This is a genomic window from Kitasatospora sp. NPDC050543 (genome assembly GCF_044457565.1).
Lineage (GTDB): Bacteria > Actinomycetota > Actinomycetes > Streptomycetales > Streptomycetaceae > Kitasatospora.
The window spans coordinates 1-15,932 of the sequence record NZ_JBITGZ010000003.1; the positions used below are offsets into that span (position 1 = coordinate 1).

At 76.8% G+C, this 15,932-nt stretch carries 13 protein-coding genes; 1 reads left to right on the top strand and 12 read right to left on the bottom strand.

Features of this window, described 5'->3' with window-relative positions; genetic code table 11:
* Window positions 1–160 precede the first annotated feature (160 nt).
* Both ACIBH3_RS04400 and ACIBH3_RS04405 read right to left on the bottom strand, forming a co-directional pair.
* A complete protein-coding gene (locus ACIBH3_RS04400; protein ID WP_396310356.1) occupies window positions 161–2,851 on the bottom strand; it encodes a hypothetical protein in 2,691 nt (896 codons plus the stop codon).
* 223 nt (window positions 2,852–3,074) lie between these two features.
* On the bottom strand, window positions 3,075–3,446 hold the full coding sequence (locus ACIBH3_RS04405; RefSeq protein ID WP_396310357.1) for a winged helix-turn-helix transcriptional regulator: 372 nt from the start codon (window positions 3,444–3,446) through the stop codon (window positions 3,075–3,077).
* 213 nt (window positions 3,447–3,659) lie between these two features.
* Between ACIBH3_RS04405 and ACIBH3_RS04410 the strand changes: the two genes are divergently transcribed.
* A complete protein-coding gene (locus ACIBH3_RS04410) occupies window positions 3,660–4,628 on the top strand; it encodes an NADP-dependent oxidoreductase (RefSeq protein ID WP_396310358.1) in 969 nt (322 codons plus the stop codon).
* A 90-nt stretch (window positions 4,629–4,718) separates the two neighbouring features.
* On the opposite strand, the gene ACIBH3_RS04415 is transcribed toward ACIBH3_RS04410, so the two are convergent.
* The 10 genes from ACIBH3_RS04415 to ACIBH3_RS04460 form a co-directional block, all read right to left on the bottom strand.
* Entirely contained in the window at window positions 4,719–8,612 is a 3,894-nt protein-coding gene (locus tag ACIBH3_RS04415; RefSeq protein WP_396310359.1) for a LysM peptidoglycan-binding domain-containing protein, read from the bottom strand.
* Window positions 8,612–9,124: a hypothetical protein gene (locus ACIBH3_RS04420; RefSeq protein WP_396310360.1), complete on the bottom strand. Its 513-nt coding sequence runs from the start codon at window positions 9,122–9,124 to the stop codon at window positions 8,612–8,614. Before ACIBH3_RS04420 ends, ACIBH3_RS04415 begins: the two co-directional genes overlap by 1 nt.
* 71 nt (window positions 9,125–9,195) lie before the next feature.
* Window positions 9,196–9,630 (bottom strand): pilus assembly protein, encoded by a 435-nt coding sequence (locus ACIBH3_RS04425; protein ID WP_396310361.1) that lies wholly within the window; start codon window positions 9,628–9,630, stop codon window positions 9,196–9,198.
* The gene (locus ACIBH3_RS04430; RefSeq protein ID WP_396310362.1) at window positions 9,627–10,007 is read right to left on the bottom strand and encodes a TadE/TadG family type IV pilus assembly protein; all 381 of its coding nucleotides are present in this window, start codon (window positions 10,005–10,007) and stop codon (window positions 9,627–9,629) included. Before ACIBH3_RS04430 ends, ACIBH3_RS04425 begins: the two co-directional genes overlap by 4 nt.
* Window positions 10,008–10,042: 35 nt before the next feature.
* Window positions 10,043–10,306 carry a hypothetical protein gene (locus tag ACIBH3_RS04435; RefSeq protein WP_396310363.1) on the bottom strand — a complete coding sequence of 88 codons (264 nt, stop codon included), beginning with the start codon at window positions 10,304–10,306 and terminating at the stop codon, window positions 10,043–10,045.
* 60 nt (window positions 10,307–10,366) lie between these two features.
* Window positions 10,367–11,248, bottom strand: coding sequence for a hypothetical protein (locus ACIBH3_RS04440; protein WP_396310364.1), 882 nt, complete (start codon window positions 11,246–11,248; stop codon window positions 10,367–10,369).
* Window positions 11,245–12,210 (bottom strand): type II secretion system F family protein, encoded by a 966-nt coding sequence (locus ACIBH3_RS04445; RefSeq protein WP_396310365.1) that lies wholly within the window; start codon window positions 12,208–12,210, stop codon window positions 11,245–11,247. The genes ACIBH3_RS04440 and ACIBH3_RS04445 overlap by 4 nt, the downstream gene beginning before the upstream one ends.
* Entirely contained in the window at window positions 12,207–13,805 is a 1,599-nt protein-coding gene (locus ACIBH3_RS04450; protein WP_396310366.1) for a CpaF family protein, read from the bottom strand. The genes ACIBH3_RS04445 and ACIBH3_RS04450 overlap by 4 nt, the downstream gene beginning before the upstream one ends.
* Window positions 13,795–15,102 carry a hypothetical protein gene (locus ACIBH3_RS04455; RefSeq protein WP_396310367.1) on the bottom strand — a complete coding sequence of 436 codons (1,308 nt, stop codon included), beginning with the start codon at window positions 15,100–15,102 and terminating at the stop codon, window positions 13,795–13,797. The genes ACIBH3_RS04450 and ACIBH3_RS04455 overlap by 11 nt, the downstream gene beginning before the upstream one ends.
* Window positions 15,102–15,902: an SAF domain-containing protein gene (locus ACIBH3_RS04460; protein ID WP_396310368.1), complete on the bottom strand. Its 801-nt coding sequence runs from the start codon at window positions 15,900–15,902 to the stop codon at window positions 15,102–15,104. Before ACIBH3_RS04460 ends, ACIBH3_RS04455 begins: the two co-directional genes overlap by 1 nt.
* Window positions 15,903–15,932: the final 30 nt, after the last annotated feature.

Consider the following 15,932-nt stretch of genomic DNA (forward strand, 5'->3'; position numbering starts at 1 on the left):
CGGGTCGGGCTCGCCCCTGCCACCGGGCCGCGCCCCCAGCGCCGCCCCCCGCTTCCCCCCCCCCCCCGCGGGGGGGGGGCCCCCCGGGGGGGCCGGGGGGGGGGGGGTGGGGGCGCGCCCCCCCCCCCACTCCCCGCTCCGCAGCCTGGCGAGCCGGGTGTCAGGCTTGGTCGGCGGCGGCCAGCTGGGCGAGGTAGCGCTCGGCCGCGCGGAGCTTGCGGCCCTCGGGGCCGGGCAGGTAGGCGCGCAGCTCGATGATCTCGGGGGCGAGCCTGAGGGCCTCGGCCCGGTCGGGGACAGCCCGCCAGCAGGCCTCGGCGTTGGTGGCGGCCTGCTGGGTCTCCGGGTCGTCCGCGCCCTGGGAGCGCAGCAGCGTCAGTGCCACCTCGCGGTAGAGGTCGGCGGCCTCGCCCGGTCGGCCCGCCAGTCGGCACACGTGTGCCCGCACCTGGCGGACCTGTAGGACGGGTGCCGCCACCGGCCCGTGTGCCTCGACGGCGTCCCGCTCCAGGGCGAGCGCGAGTTCGGCGGCGGTCTCGTGCTGCCCCGCGTCGGCGCTGCGGACGATACGGCCGATCGCCTCGCGGTAGTCGGCGAGGGGCGCGGGGGAGGCAGGGGCCTGCTGCTCCGGCTGAGCCTCGGGCTCGGCGGTTGGGCTCTCCGGTACCGAAGCGGCGGCCGCAGCCGGTTCGGCTGGCTCGGCCGGTTCGGCCGGCTCGGCAGACGCGGGTTCCGGTGCCGCCGGCTCGGGGACGGCGGCGGGTTCGGTGGTGTCGGTCGTGTCGGCGGCGTCGGTGGCCGGCTCGGCGGCCTCGACGTCCCCGGCCGGCGACACGGCGGGAGCAGCTGGCGGCAGCACGTCCGCGGCGGGCTTGGCGAGCCTGACCGGCCGACCGCCGTGAGCGGGCGCGACGGGATCACGGTCAACGGTCACGACTGGCTCGTCCTGCGGCGGCAGCACGTCCGCGGCGGGCTTGGCGAGCCTGACCGGCCGGCCGCCGGCCGCAGCGGGCTCGTCCTGCGGAGGCTGCCACGCGTCGTCCTTGTGCAGGGTGACCGGCGTCCGCACCGGGTCGGCGGCCGTGGGCGGCACGCCCGGCTTGTCGAGCCGGACCCGCGGCCGGGCGTCCTGCGGTGCAGCCGCCTTCTCGAAGTCCACCCGTGGCGGAGCCACCACGTCCGCGGGCACCGGCGCCGGCCCCGCCGACGAGGCGCTGTCCGGCGTCGGTGGAGCGACAGCCGGCTTGTCCAGCCGGACGCGCGGCGGCTTGGCCACCGGCGCCTCGCGGCGGGCTGCCGGACGGGGCATGACGGCCGCGGGGCGAGGGCCCTCGTACGGTACGGAGTCGAGCGCCGGGCCGTCGGTACGGCGGGCGGTGTTCCGGAACAGCTGCCGGTCGGCGGCGTGCGAGGCGAGGATCACCACGTCCGGGCGCAGCACCGAGTACACCTGCTCGCGCAGCTGCTCGGGCGCCAGGACGGCGTCGGCGCCGGGCCGTCCGCCGTGCAGCGCCTCGATCAACGCGCGGGTGAAGGTGCCGATCTGCTCCGGGTCGGGGCTGACGACCGCCCAGAGCGGGATGCCGTCGGTGAGCGGCGAGACGGTGCCCTGGACCAGCGGCCAGGCGTGCTGATCGGCGCTCAGGTCGGCGATCACCAGCGTGGGCCACTCCGCCGGGCGGTTGCCCAGTTCGACGGCGATGGCCTGCCAGGGCAGGCCCTCCTGGCGCAGGGTGCTCTGCTTGGTGTCACGCAGGGTCAGGTGGAGCTGGCCGCTGCGCTTGTCGGCCAGCAGGTGTCCGCCGAGGTGGACGAGGAGCGGGCCCGGGTGGCGGGAGGCGGCTCGCAGGTGGGCCAGCACGGTCTGCGCGTCGCTGGCGCCCGGCAGGTGGACGGCGTCGACGGCGTCCGCGGCGAGCAGCAGCTGCGGCGAGACGGCGGCGAGCATGGCGGACAGCACCGGCGCCTGGCCGCCGCCTCCGCGGCCCCAGTGGCGGCGGCCTGACGTACCGTAGCCGCCCTCGATGACGAGGATCCGCCCGCGGGGCGCGGCGCCGAGGCCCGAGGCCGCCGGCAGCTCGGCTCGCGGGCCGAGGGCCGGCACCTGCACCGGGGCCTGGGCGGGCACCGGAGCCGGGGCAGGGGCCGACACCGGGCCGGGGACCTGCACCGGCGGTTCCGGCGCGGACTGCGGCGGGGGCCCGGGGGTCACGACCGGCATGGTGACGGTCCAGCCCGTGGACGGCATCGGCGCCGGCGGGGCCGAGGGCGGCGGCGGCACGTCCACAGGCGGGGCGGGCACGGACACCGGCCCGGGCACCGGCCCGGGCGCGGGCGCGCCGAGCGGTGGGCGGTCCATCGGCACCGTCCGCGCCGTCTCGGACGCGGGCACCCCCAGCGGCGGGCGGTCCATCGGCACCGTCCGCGCCATCTCGGAGATGGGCACGCCCAGCGGCGGGCGCTCCATCGGCACCGTCCGCGAGAGCGGCGCGGAGCGGTCGATCCGCACCGTCCGGGCCATGGGAGAGCCGGGGTCCGCCGGCGCCGGGCCGTCGAACGGCCCGGGCGCGTCGAAGGGGTTGCGGGCGGCGAAGGGCGAGTCGAACGGGTTCGGCGCGTCGAACGGCGCGTCGAAGGGGTTACGGGCGGCCGGCTGCTCGGCTGCCCGCTCGGTTGGCTGCTCGGCTGCCCGCTCGGACGCCTGGTCGGCGACCACCGGCACCGGCGCCGTCCGCTCCGTCACCGGGATGTCCTCGGCCGCGATCAGCGGCAGCCGGGCGGTCTCCTCGACGGCCGACGGACCGTCGGCCCAGGGGTCGGGGGCCCCGGGGATAGCTGTTGCCTCCGCCACCTCTGGTCACCGCCCCGCCCCGCCGCTCCCGCGGCGTCAGCCCGTCCACCGTGGTGACGTCCACCACTCCCGATTGCGCCACCCTACGGGGTCTCCGGTCGGCTGATCCAGGCCGGGTGGGCGATCCACCCGACCGGGCGCCCGGCCTGACGGTGGGTTGCCGCCGCGCGGCGGCATCCGTTGGCGGTCCACCCGCCCGGCGGCGGCACCGGGTACCGCGCCGTCACGGGGTGCGGGCGGGTGCCGTGTTGTCGAGGTTCTCCTCGACCCACGCGCGCAGCAGGCCCAGTGGCACGGCGGCGCCCCGGCCGAGGTCGGTCAGCGAGTACTCGACGTGCAGGGGTACGGCCGGGTAGATGGTCCGGTCGACCAGGCCGGCGTCCTCCAGTCGCCGCAGGGTCTGGGTGAGCACCTTGGGGCTGATGCCCTGAAGCACCCGCTGCAACGCCCCGAAGCGCTGCGGGCCGGCCTCCAGCGCTCCGATCGCCAGAGCGGACCACTTGTTCGCGAGCAGGTCCAGCATGGCCCGACAGGGGCACAGGGGCGCGTACACGTCGTGGTCGTCGTGCTGGCCGGTCGTACAGGTGGTGCTCATCGGGCTCTCCTCGGTATTCACCCCGGCGGGGCGCGCTCTCCGGCTGGACGCCTCCCAGCCAGGCGCTTCCCAGCTGGTCACTTCCCATCGGGAAGTAGGTTCCCTTGATGGTAACTACCACCCCGGGGATATCGTCGCCACCAAGTGAAGGAAGGCCCACACAACGGGCCTGTTCGGTATATTCCAGACATTCCAGCTCCAGGAGAGTGACACATGTCCGCAAACTCGATGCGCGCGGTGGTCCAGCACGGCTTCGGCGGCCCGGAGGTCCTCCGGGTGGAGGACGTGCCCCGGCCCGAGCCGCTGCCGACCGAGGTCCTGGTACGGGTGAACGCCGCCGGGATCAACCCCGTCGACTGGAAGACCCGCAAGGGCGGGGGCATGGCCGGGGTGCTCGGCGAGCCGCCGTTCGTGCTGGGCTGGGACGTCTCCGGCGTGGTCGAGGCGGTCGGCTTCGGCGTCACCACGCTGGCGCCCGGCGACGAGGTGTACGGGATGCCCTGGTTCCCCCGAGCCGCCGGCGGCTACGCCGAGTACGTGACGGCGCCGGCCCGGCAGTTCGCCCGCAAGCCCGCGAAGATCGGCCACGAGCAGGCCGCCGCCGTCCCGCTGGCCGCTCTCACCGCCTGGCAGGCCCTGGTGGACACCGCCGGCGTCCGCCCCGGCCAGCGGGTGCTGATCCACGCGGCCGCCGGGGGCGTCGGCCACTTCGCCGTCCAGTTCGCCAGGCACCTGGGCGCGTACGTGATCGGCACCGCCAGCAGCGGCCGCCACGACTGGCTGACCGCCCTCGGCGCCGACGAGCTGATCGACTACACCGCCGTCCGCTTCGAGGAGGCCGTCCGGGACGTCGACGTCGTCATCGATCTCGTGGGCGACGAGCACCACGGCACCAGCACCCGCTCACTGGAGGTGCTGCGCCCCGGCGGCCTGCTCGTCGCCGTGCCCTCCGGTGTCTCGCCCGAGCTGCTGGCGGCCGCCGAGGCCCGGGGGCTGCGCGCCAGCGCCTTCCTGGTCGAGCCGGACGGACCGGCGCTGGCCACGATCGCCGCGCTCATCGACGCGGGCGAGGTGAGCGTGGAGGTCGAGGAGGTCTTCCCGCTGGAGCAGGCCGCCCGGGCCCACGTCCGCGGCGAGGCCGGGCGGACCCGCGGCAAGCTCGTCCTGCGCGTGACCGACTGAGCCCCGCCCGGCTCAGCCCCGCCCGACCGGCCGGCGACGCACCGCACCGGTCGGCGGGCCGGACCCCGCCGACCGGTGCGAGCACGCACCTCAGGAGCCGGACAACAGGTCGCGCAGCAGTGCGACCGTGTCGGCGTCGAGATCGCGGCCGGTCCGGCGGCTGAGCGCGTCCAGCCGGTTGACGGCCCTGACCAGCTGGTCGCGGGCGCCGGCCGAGGCGTAGGCGTAGAACAGGTCGCGGTGGAGCAGCTCGACGTCCGGGGCGACGGCGAGACCGCGGAAGACGGCGGCCTCGGCGCTGCGGTGGTCGCCGTACTGGAGGCGGCGGGCGGCGAGCTCGTGGGCGGTGTCCACGATGGCCGCGATCATGTCCTGCCGCTCCGGCTCCGCCCAGGCGTAGGCGGCGGGCGGGGCCTCGGCGAACGGGGCGCCGCGCACCAGCGCGAGCGCGTGGGCGAGTGCCGCGTCGGCGGTGGTGCTGGTGCTGCGCATACCGCGGCGGTAGAGGCTGCGGAACTCGTCCCAGTCGCAGGTGACGGTGGGCGCGAACGCGTAGCCCTCGGTGTTGTCGGTCCGCAGGAAGGCGCGGCCCTCGGGTGAGCTGCCGAACCAGCCGGCCAGGTCGTCGAGCTTGGCGGGCAGCGGGGTCTGCGGGCCGTCGGCGGTGGGGTGCGGGTCCAGATGGGCGGCGCCGGGGTGCAGGTCGTGGTCCAGCGTGTGGTGCTCGGCGCCCGGGCGCAGCGCGAGGTAGGCGGCCAGCTCGGTGAGACGGGCCAGCGCGCCGGGATCGGCGGGGCCGGCGGCACCGACCACGTCGACGGGCCCGAGCAGCCGGATCCGGGGCGCGGTACGGGTGGCGTGGGCCTCCGGTGAGCGCAGGATCGCGAGCAGGTCGTCGCTGTCCGTGCGGCCGGCGCCGACGCCGGAGACGGCCGCGGTGGCGGCGGGGGCCGGGAGCGGGTGGTCGCCGGGGGCCGGGCGGGGCGGGGTGTGCGGCTCGGAGGCCGCGGGGGCGGGGGCCGGGTCGTGGGTCGGCACCGGCTCGGGATCGGGGCCGGACCCGCGCCCGGGCTCGGGGGCGGACTCGGGGTCGGGGTCGGACACGGGCTCGGACACGGGTACGAGGTCGGGCTCGACCGGACCGACGGGCCGGACCGGCTCGACGAGCTGAACGGGCTGAACGGGCTTGCCGGCCTCGGCCGGGTCGGCCGGGTCGGACTGGGGCAGGGCCAGCGGGAGCGTCCGGGTGTCCTCCCCCGCGCCGGCGTCCGCCTCGGCGAGGTCGGGCTCCGCCTCGGCTGGCGCCGCTGCCTCGGCCGGCTCGATCACGTCCGGCGCGGCGGCGCTGGGCAGCAGCGGCCTGAGGGTGCCCCCGCTCGCCTGCCGGCCGAGGCCGTTGACGATGTAGCGGCCGCCCGGGGGCTGGGCCGCCGGGCTCGCGGCGGGCGCGGACGGGTCGGTGCTCGCGAAGGGGCTGGCCCCGGTGCCGATCACCCGGGTGAGCAGCCGCGGCCCGGCAGCGGCACCGGCACCCGCGCCGGCACCGACGGCGGCCAGCACCGGCATCGGCGCGGGCAGTTCGGTCGGGTCCAGGTCGACGCCGGGGCCGTCGATGGTCCAGGCCGGCGCCGGGTGCTGGGTCTCGTCGACGGAGGTGTGCAGCAACTCGGCGACCTGGTCGTACTGCCGGCCGGTCAGCCGCTGGAGCTCCACGCTGAGGTGCAGGCCGGGCAGGGTGGCCTGGCCGCTGCTCGGCAGCGTCCAGCGGGCCACCGGGCCGGTGCCGCGCTCGGGTGCCCGGGTGATGACGGCGAGGCAGGTACGCGGGCGGGCGTCGAGCAGCCGGCCGAGCTCCGCCGGCACGTCGCCGCCGGGCTGCTGGGCGCAGAGCACGATCTCCGGGACCCATGACTCGTCCGCCTGGCCCCGGCTGCGCGCGTCCCGGGGGCTGGCCGCGTTGGCGGCGACCAGGGTCGCGCGCGCCTTGGCGGTGCGCGGGCCGAGGGCCGCCAGCGCCGCCTCCAGGGTCGGGTGGCGGTGCACCCGCTCGGCCGCCGGACCGGTGATCGGCAGCTCCTCCGCGAGGTCCACCAGGTGCAGGTGGAGGCGGTCGGCGAGCGGGCTGTGGGCGAGTTCCAGGGCGAGGGTGCGCAGCACGTCCCGGGCGTCGTCGGGGTGGCCGGACAGATGCAGCAGCCGGACCGTCTCCAGGTCGGTGAGCACCACCGAGCCGTCCGGTGAGGCCCCGAGGGTGACCAGCGCCGGGTAGGGCGCGGCGGTCTTGGCGGCCTGGTGCGGTGAGAGCAGGTCGCCGGCGTCGGCGGGACACCACCAGACGTTGGGCGCGTGCGCGGCGCGGAACGGCGCGACCGGGGCGGTCGGCGCGGACAGGTGCAGCTCGACGGTACGGCCGGGGGTGACCCGGGCCGCGACCAGCGTGGGCAGCCGCTTGCCGAGGCGGGTGGTGTTGCGGGCCATGGTGCGCAGGGCGCGGTCCAGGAGGTCGAGTCCGGCGCTGTCCTGGCGCGCCTTCAGCTCGGCCTCGAAGGCTGCGGCGGGTTCGGCGGGCATGGCGATCCGGTGCCGGGGGCGGCGGGCACGCTGCTGGGCGCCACGGCGGTGTGCGACGGTGCCGATCATCATCGCGGCCAGCAGCACGCTGACGGTGGAGGCCGCGAGGGCGACGGTGTAGTCGTCGCTGGGGGCGTCCGTCTTCTCCATCCGGGGTGTTCCGGCGGCGGACGCGCCCGGCGTGCTCGGTGAGGCGTGCGCGGGTGCCGGCGTCTTGGCCTGCGGGGGCGCGGGTGCCTGAGTCTGCGGGGGCGCGGGCGTCGCCGGAGCGGGTGTCGCCGGAGCGGGCGTGGGCGGAGCGGGTGTGGGCGGAGCGGGTGTGGGCGTCGCCTGAGCGGGAGCCGGAACGGGAGCGGGCTCGGCCGCGCCCGGGACGGCGAGGACCATCCCCGGCAGCACCACGTCCGGGTCGGTCAGCCGCTCCCCGTCCGGCGCCTGGACACCCTTGTTGGCCTCGAAGAGCTGCGGCCAGCCCTCCGCGCTGCCCAGCTCACGCTCGGCGATCGCCGAGAGGGTGTCCCCCTCGGCCACGGTGACGCTCGCGTGCCGCCCGGCACCGCCCGGCGCCGTCGCTGCGCCGCCCGGCTGCGGGGTGGCCGGAGCCGTCGGCGGCGCCGGGGCGTCGTCGCGCTTGGCATCGCCCGGCATCAGCAGTTCCCAGCCCGGCTGGATCGCCCGCTCCGCATCGAAGCGCAGGCCCGAATCGTCCATCACCCGGCCGTCGTTGAGCTTGGCGATCTCCACCCACCGTTCGCCCGAGCCGAGTTGGCGTTCGGCGATCGACCAGAGGCTGTCCGCGGGCCGGCTGTCGCGCACGGTGTACCGGGGCTGCTGCTCGGCGGCCGGTGCCACGGCGGGCGCCGCCTGCGCCGCGGGCAGCGCCGTGCGCTGTACGGCGGTGGGCAACTGCGCGGGCGCGGCGAGCGTCTGGGCGGGTGCGGCAGCGAAGGCGGAGCCCGCCACCGGGAGCAGCGCGATCACCGAGCCGACCAGGCCGGCGGCGATCCGCTGGCTCCAGCCGAAGGCCGGGATCCGGCGGGCGATCCGCCCGCGCAGCTGCGCCGGGATCTCCAGCAGCACCGAGAGCGCGAAGCAGAGCCAGCCGATCCAGCCGATCACCACCAGCGCCCAGAGGAAGAGCCGCCCGTCGTCCGGGCTGGTCAGCAGCTGCCAGACGCCGTCGGGTGCGAGCTCGCCCATCCCGGCGACCGCCCCCGTGCCGTACAGCAGCAGGGCGGGTACGCCGGCCAGCAGGACGATCAGGGCGACCAGCGCGGCGAGCGCGGCGAGCAGCCCGCCCGCCCGGCCGCCGCCGCTCCTGCGGTGGCGACGGTGCGGTACGGGTGCCGGGCGGCGTCCGGGCGGGGCCGGACGGTCCGTACGGGCTTGGTCCTTGGCACGTGGCGCGGCCATCAGCCGTTCTCCGCTTCTTTGACTCCGTGGACGAGCGTGGCTGTGCCCTTGCCCGTGACTGCCATCCCGGACGTGACCACGCTCAACAGGACTGGTTCGTAGGTGGTGTTCACCGTGACGGTGACCTCGGTACCGCCGTCGCCGAGCGCGACGTGACCGGAGAGGCCGTACAGTGCGAGGTAGGCGTCGGCGGCCTTCTGGGCGTCGTCCAGCTTGACCCGGTAGCCCTGGCCCTGGAGCACCGCGGCCTCGTCGAGCTGCTGGCCGGCCACCCGGGCGGCCTCCATGGCGCGGGCGTCGGTGTTCTCGATCGCCCGCAGCCTGCCGCCCGCGTCGACGACGATGCCGATGACGACGACCAGTGCTCCGGCGCAGATCCCGACGAAGATCGAGGTCGCACCCCGGTCCCGTCGAGCGCCCCGGTCCCCCTGGACGCCCCGGCGCCGCCCCGCACCCCGGGCCCGTCGGGCACTTCGTTCCGGGTCCCCCGGCCGGCCGAATCGGCGCAGCATCTCAGCTTCCCTCCCCCACATGCGTGTCCCCCGATTGCGTCTCCCCCGCGCGCGCCGCCCCCAACCCCGGCTCACCGGCCCCGGAAGCGGTCGACCACCGAGGTGAACTCGCCGACCAGGGTCTTGGCTCCGGGCAGGCCGGGCACCAGGGAGAGATCCGCCAGCGGAATCTCGCAGCTCACGGTGACCCGGACGGTGTCGAGCTGCCCGGCCGGGGCCGTCAACTCGCCGTGCTGCACGGCGATGTCCACGCGCCGGCAGTGCACCCCCTCCTGCGCCAGCAGACCCTGCGCCGATTCTCGCGCGGCGCTCTCCATACCGTCCACGCTGCGGGCGAGCGAGGCCGTACGGGCGGCGGCCCTGGCCGCGGCGTCGACGGTGCCGGCCGCGGTCTGGATCCGGCCGCCGACGACGGCGAGCAGGATGAGCAGGACCACGCCGGGGGCGACGATCACCGCGTCGATCGGTACGCCGCCCGCGTCGCGGCGCCGCCGTGCGCGCCTCACGGGCCACCGACCTGCGGGACGAAGCGTTCGCGCGGCGCGGAGGCGTGCTGGGTCAGCTCGACGCCGGCGACGCCGGGGATCAGGAAGAGCGGCTTGACCGTCACACTCACCCTGATCAGTTCGGCGGTGCTGCCGTCGGTGCTCACCCGGTAGCCGTCGACCACGCCGCCCTGGCGGCCGAGGAAGTCCGCGGCCTGGCGCCTGGCCGCCGCGTCCTTCTCGGCGTCGGCGATCCGGCCCTGGTGACGCCCGGCGTCCACGCCCTCGCGGGCGGCGGTGAGCGCGACCTGGCGGGCGTACCACCACATTGAGCCCTGGACGACGAGCAGGACGAGGGTCAGCACGGCGGGGAAGACGATGGCCAGGCTCAGGCTCATCGTCCCCCCGTCCCGGGCGCGGCGTGGTGGTCGGATCACTGGCCCGCGGGCACCTGGTTGTTGACCTTGGTCTCGACCCGGCCGGCCAGCGAGGTCAGGGCGGCCACCACTCCGATCGAGATGACGACCAGGGCGACGATCGCGAGCGCCAGCTCGATGCTGATGGCGCCGCGGTCGCCCCGGGCCCGGGCGGCCCGCAGCCGGCCGGCCCGCAGGTGGAAGAGCATGGTGAGGAGCTGGATCGGGAGCAGCGCCGGGAGGAGCAGGGCACCGGCCAGCTGCTTCAGTCGGTGTGTCATCGGGGGACTCCAGGTGTGGTGTGGGAGGAGCTGGGGCGGTGACCGCCCGGGGGCGGGCGGTCAGTTGAGCATCTGGTAGAGCGCGGGGAAGACGATCAGCACGGTCATCAGCAGGGTCAGGACCGAGCCGGGGGCGACCATCCGCTCGCTGTCGGCGTTGGCCCGGGCCAGGTCCTCGGCGAGCAACTCCCCGCGCAGGCCCTTGGCCCGGGCGCGGAGGGTGTCGTAGACGGCGGCGCCGTCGGTGCCGGAGATCCGCATGATGTCGGCGACGTCCTGGAGCGGGGTGAGGCCGAGCTCGACGGCGAGCGCGTCCAGGCCCTCCCAGGGCGGCAGCCGGTCGGTGGCCGCACGCTCCAGGGCGTCGCGGATGCGGCGGAAGACGGTGCCCCGGCCGACGGCCGCGGCGCGGCGCAGCGCCTCGGCGGGGCCGCAGTCCGCGGCCCGCTCCAGCGCGACGAGTTCCAGGTAGGCGGCGATGCCGTGCAGGTACTCGGTCCTGGCCTCCTTGGCCTCGCCGTGCACCACACCGTCGGGGACGAACCAGAGCACGGCGCCGAGCAGCGGGCCGACCACGAAGGGGACGGCGACCGGCAGTTCGGTGTCCACGAAGGCGGCCACCGCGACCACGTAGGCCGGCAGGACCAGGCCGAGCAGGGCGAACAGCAGCTTGTGCGCCATGAACCGGGCCGGGGTGCGGCCGATCAGCGCCAGCTGCCGGTGCGGGATGCGCACGCCGGGCAGGGTGGTGGAGTGCGCCCCGACCCGGTCGTACCAGCGGGGCTCCTCCTCCGCTCCGTCGGTGCCGCGACCGCCCGGCGCGCGGTGCAGCCGCTCCAGCGCCTGGCTCAGGTCCGGTGCGGCGGGCCGCAGTTCGGAAACCAGTACGGCGACTCCGCCGGCCGCGGCGGCGCCGGCCAGGACGGCCCAGGGGGAGATCACCGGGCCTCCCTGAGCAGCGGGTCCTCGGTCTCGGCGGCCTCGGCCTCGCGCAGGGCCGGCAGGGTGCCGGCCTTGCTGCGCCGGTCGGGTTCGATCAGGCGCGGCAGCGGCGGGTGGGAGGCCAGGGCGCGCATCCAGGCGATCACCGCGACGAAGGCGGCGGCGAGCACGCCCAGCACGAGCTGCCCGGCCAGCGTGCCGTAGGGCGCGGTGTAGCGCTCGTTGAACGAGCCGATGGCGATCACCAGCAGGATGATGCCGACGAGCCAGCGGATGGTGGTGCGGTGCTTGGCCCGGTCCGCCTCGATGGCGCGGCGCTGGCGGACCTCGTCGCGCACGGAGTCGGCCATGTCGGCGAGCGCCTTGGCCAGGCCGGGGCCGCTGTCCCCGGAGCGCAGCAGCAGGGCGGCGAGCACCTTGTCGGCGGTGGCGTCGGCGAGGCTGTCGGCGAAGGCGCGCAGCGCGTCCTCGGGGCGCCAGCGGGACTGCAGGCGGGCGGCGAGTTCGGCGATCTCCGGCTCCAGGGCGGCGGGGGCGGTACGGCGGCTGGTGATGATGGCCTGGTTGAGGCCGACGCCGAGCAGCAGGACGTCCGCCAGCCGCTGGGTCCATTCGGCGAGTGCCTCCAGCCGTTCGACCCGGTGGGTGTCGGGGCGGGTGGAGTCGAAGAGCCACGGCAGGCCGAACACGGCGAGCGGCACCAGCAGCGCGGTCAGCGGGATGCCGGTGAACAGCCAGGCCAGCGGGGCGCCGGCGAGCGCCAGTGGCAGCTGGACCCGGCGCATCCGCACCACCCGCGCCGGCGCGGCGCCCGGCGCGCCGTACCAGAGGGTGTGGGCGCGGCTCGCCAGCGGGTTGGCTGGGCGCGGCTCGGCGGCCGGGTCGGTGCCGCGCAGACCGACCGCCAGGGTGATCACCCCGGCGCCGACCAGCAGGCCGCAGAGCACGAACAGCAGGATCACCTCGGACCACCGCCGATCCGCAGCTGGAGCGGCTCGGCCCAGCTGCCGTACCGGGAGCCCAGCAGCGCGGCGTCGAAGCCGGCCCGGCGCAGGTCGTCCAGGCAGTTGGGCGGGGTGTGCGGGACGGCCCTGGGCTCACCCTGGTCGGCGCGCGGGCCGAAGACGGTGTTCATCGCCGGGCGGCCGTGCTCGCCGAGTCCGGTGACCTCCAGGACGTGCGAGACGAAGCGGTGGCGGCGTCCGCCGACGGCGGTCTCGTCGACCATCGAGACGTGCACGATGAGGTCGACGGCGTTGGCGGTGAGGCGGTAGGCGAGGCTGTCGGTCATGTGGGCGCCGTACTCCAGGCAGAGTTCGGCGATCCGGTCGACCACCATGTGCGGGCCGCGCGCGTGCAGGGTGCACATCGAGCCGCCCTCGCCGTTGGTCATCACCCGCAGCATCGGGACGACCTCACCGGAGCGGACCTCACCGACGATGATCCGGGAGAGGGTCATCCGGAGCGCGGCCGGGATCAGCTCACCGATCGTCAGTTCACCGGCCTGCCGGCCGTCGACGCGCTCGCCGTTGCCCTCGCGGGCCTCCATCGGGACGACCTGGCGCAAGTGGCCCAGGGTGTGCAGCCAGAGCTCGAACTCCGACTCCAGGGTGCCGACCCGCTCGTCCGGCGGGATCTCGGCGGCCATCGCGCGCAGCAGGCTGGTCTTGCCGACACCCTGGGTGCCGGTGATCATCACGTTCTTCCGGGCCCGGATCGCGGCGCCCAGGAAGGCGGCCAGGGTGGTGTCCACGGTACCCAGCGCCACCAGGTCGGCGAGCGTCGCGGAGGCGACCCGGTGACGGCGGATCGCCACATAGGGGCGGGGGGTGACCTCGGTCAGTGCCTGGAGGCGCATCCCGCCCTCCAGGCGCAGCGCCAGGGTCGGGCTGGCGGTGGAGAGGCTGCGCTCGCCGCCGCCGTGCTGGCGGGCCAGGTCCTGGAGGAGCTCGACGAGCTCGGCGTCGCTGTCGGCCACCGGCGGTACCTGGCGCAGCGGTTGGTGCACCCGGGAGATCCAGACGTCGTCGCAGCCGTTGATCAGGATGTTCTCGATCTCGGGGTCGTCCAGGTACGGCTGGAGGCGCCCGGCGCGGAACAGCAGGTCGAAGACGGCCTCGGCGAGGGCCCGGTCCTGGTCGCGGGTGGGCGGGATGCCGTGGGTCTGCGCGTACGCGTCGGACCAGCGGGCGACGGCCTCCTCGATCAGGGCCCGGCCGCGCTGGCGGCGGGTGGCACGGTCGGCCTCGACGCCGGAGCCGGCGGCCAGCCGGGAGAGCTGCTGGTGCAGTTCGGCGGCGACCTGGCGCTTGAGCTCGCGCGCGACCTGCGGGTCCACCGCGGGGCGGGTGCCGGCGCCGCGCTTGTCGAGCGAGGGCAACGCGGAGGGCACCGCGGTGGGGGTGGCGGAGGCCGCGTACCCGGCCTGCGGGTGGGCGGGGCCGGCGGCGGGGCCCTGGCCCGGAGGCACCGGCCCGGGGACGAACGGGGGCTGGGCCGTCCACGGCAGTGCCGCCGGGTCGCCGGACGGGCGCTGGTGCAGGGGGCTACCGCGCACGGAGCACCTCGCCGTACGCGACCTGCTGCGGGCGGACCGGGCCGGGGCGCAGGGCCTGCGGCTGCTGCGGACCGGGCCGGCCGATGCGGTCGGGGCCGTCGGGGCCGTCGGGGCCGTCGGGGCCGTCGGGGCCGGGGCTCTCGTGTCCCGGGCTCTCGTGCCCCGGGCCCGGGTGACCGGCCTGCGCGGGCTGCTGGGACTGCTGAGCCTGCCGAACCGGCTGGGCCTGCTGGGGCTGCTGGGCGTACTGCGGTTGCTGGGCCTGCTGGATCGCCTGGGTGTACTGGTACCCCGGCTGGGCGCCCTGCGCCGGGAAGGGCGCCGGCGCGGCCGGCTGCGGAGCGAGCCCGGCCAGCGGCGCCTGGGCGTACGCCGCGGCGGGCTGCTGCGGGTAGGACAGCGGGTGCGTCTCGGGCGCCGGCCGCCACCCCGCCGCCGGCGGCTGGTGCTCCAGCGGCAGGGGCGCGGGCGGGGCACCGGACCCGCCCGGGGTGAGCGGCTGCGCCGCGGGGGCCAGCCGCTGGCGCCGGCGGCGGGTCAGCAGCTCGATCTGGTCGGCCGCCGAGCGGGCGGTGCGCATCAGCTCGGAGCGGATGAACCGGCGGTCGGCGGTGTCCCCGCCGTCCGACAGGACGCGGGCGGTGCGCGGCGCGTGCGGCAGCAGCCCCAGTGTGGGCAGTCCGAACTCGCGGGACACCTCCGAGGCCGAGTACGGGCCCTCGGCGACCAGCAGCAGGCCCAGCGCGTCGGCGCCGCCGCCGGAGTTCGCAAGGTCCTCGCGCAGCGCGGCCAGCCGGGGCCGGGCCGAGCTCAGGCCGCGCAGGGTGGTGCGCAGCGTCACGGCGACCACGTCGGCCCGGCGGGCGAGCACCGCGCTGGGGCCGGTGGCGCCCGAACGGCCGAGGTCCAGGATCACGTCGTAGCCCTGCGGTTCGAGTGCGTGCAGGGTCTCCACCAGCGGCTCCCAGGTGTAGGCGAGGCCGGGGGCCTGGGTCGGGTCGGTCAGCCCGGGCAGCAGCAGCCGTTCGGCCCGGCCGTCCGGCGAGAGGTCGATCAGCTGCTCCCAGAGGGTCTGGGCGAGCAGCCCGCGGCGGTCCGCGACGGCGAGGTTGCGCAGCCCGTAGACGGCCTCGACCCGGCCCTCCAGGGCGCCCGCGAGCACGGCGCCGCCGTCCGGGTCGCACTCCACCAGCAGGACCTTGCGCCCGGGTTGCAGCGGCCAGGCGAGCAGCAGCGCGAGAGCGGTCGTGGTGGCACCCGGCGCGCCCGGGCCGCCGACCACCGCGATCACCGCCATCAGACGCCACTCCCCGCGCCGGAGGAGCCCGAGGGTGTGGGCGTGCCGGCGCCGGGCGCGGGCGTCCCCGTCCCCGTCCCCGGTGCGGGTGAGGCGCCGGCGCGGGGGGCGAGCACCACCTGGAACCGCCCGCTCTGCACCCAGGACGCCAGCCGGGGTCCGTCGGCGGACGCGAGGGCCACGTCGACCACCTGGCTGCCGTCCGTGTCGACCTTGCCCACCGCCGTGACGACGGCCGACAGGCTCTCCGGCGTCCGGCTGGTGCCGCCGGCCTGCCCGGAGGAGGCCTCGGGGGTGGACACCACCACCACCATCGCGCCCGGTTGCAGTCTGGTGGCGGGCAGCTGGGTCCGCTTGGCGGCGATGCCGACGACCAGCTGGCCGGGCTGCACGGTGAGCGCCTGGGCCACGTCCGCGCCCAGCAGCAGCGCGCCGCGCCGCAGGTCGGTGGTGGCCCGCATGCCGATGGTCCTGGCCCGGTCGGCGGCGGCCAGCGGCTTGAGCACCGGGTCGCTGGCGATCCGGGCGACCACCAGGTCGTCCGCCGTCAGCACCTGCCCGTACGGCACGTCACGCGCCAGCGCCAGCACGGCGATCCGCTGCCCGGTGCTGTTGTACAGCACCGCTCCGCCCAGCCCGCCCGCCGCGATCAGCGCCACCGCCATCGCCAGCACCGCCGGGCGGCGCCGCCGGGCCCGGAGCGTGCGCGGCGGCGCGAGCGGCGCCCCGCGCGCCGGCTCCGGCACCAGCGTGGACGTGGACGTGCCGGGGCCCGGCGTCGCGAATGTACGGTTCTCCACCGGGCTTCGGCCTTTCGTACGTCGGTCGTG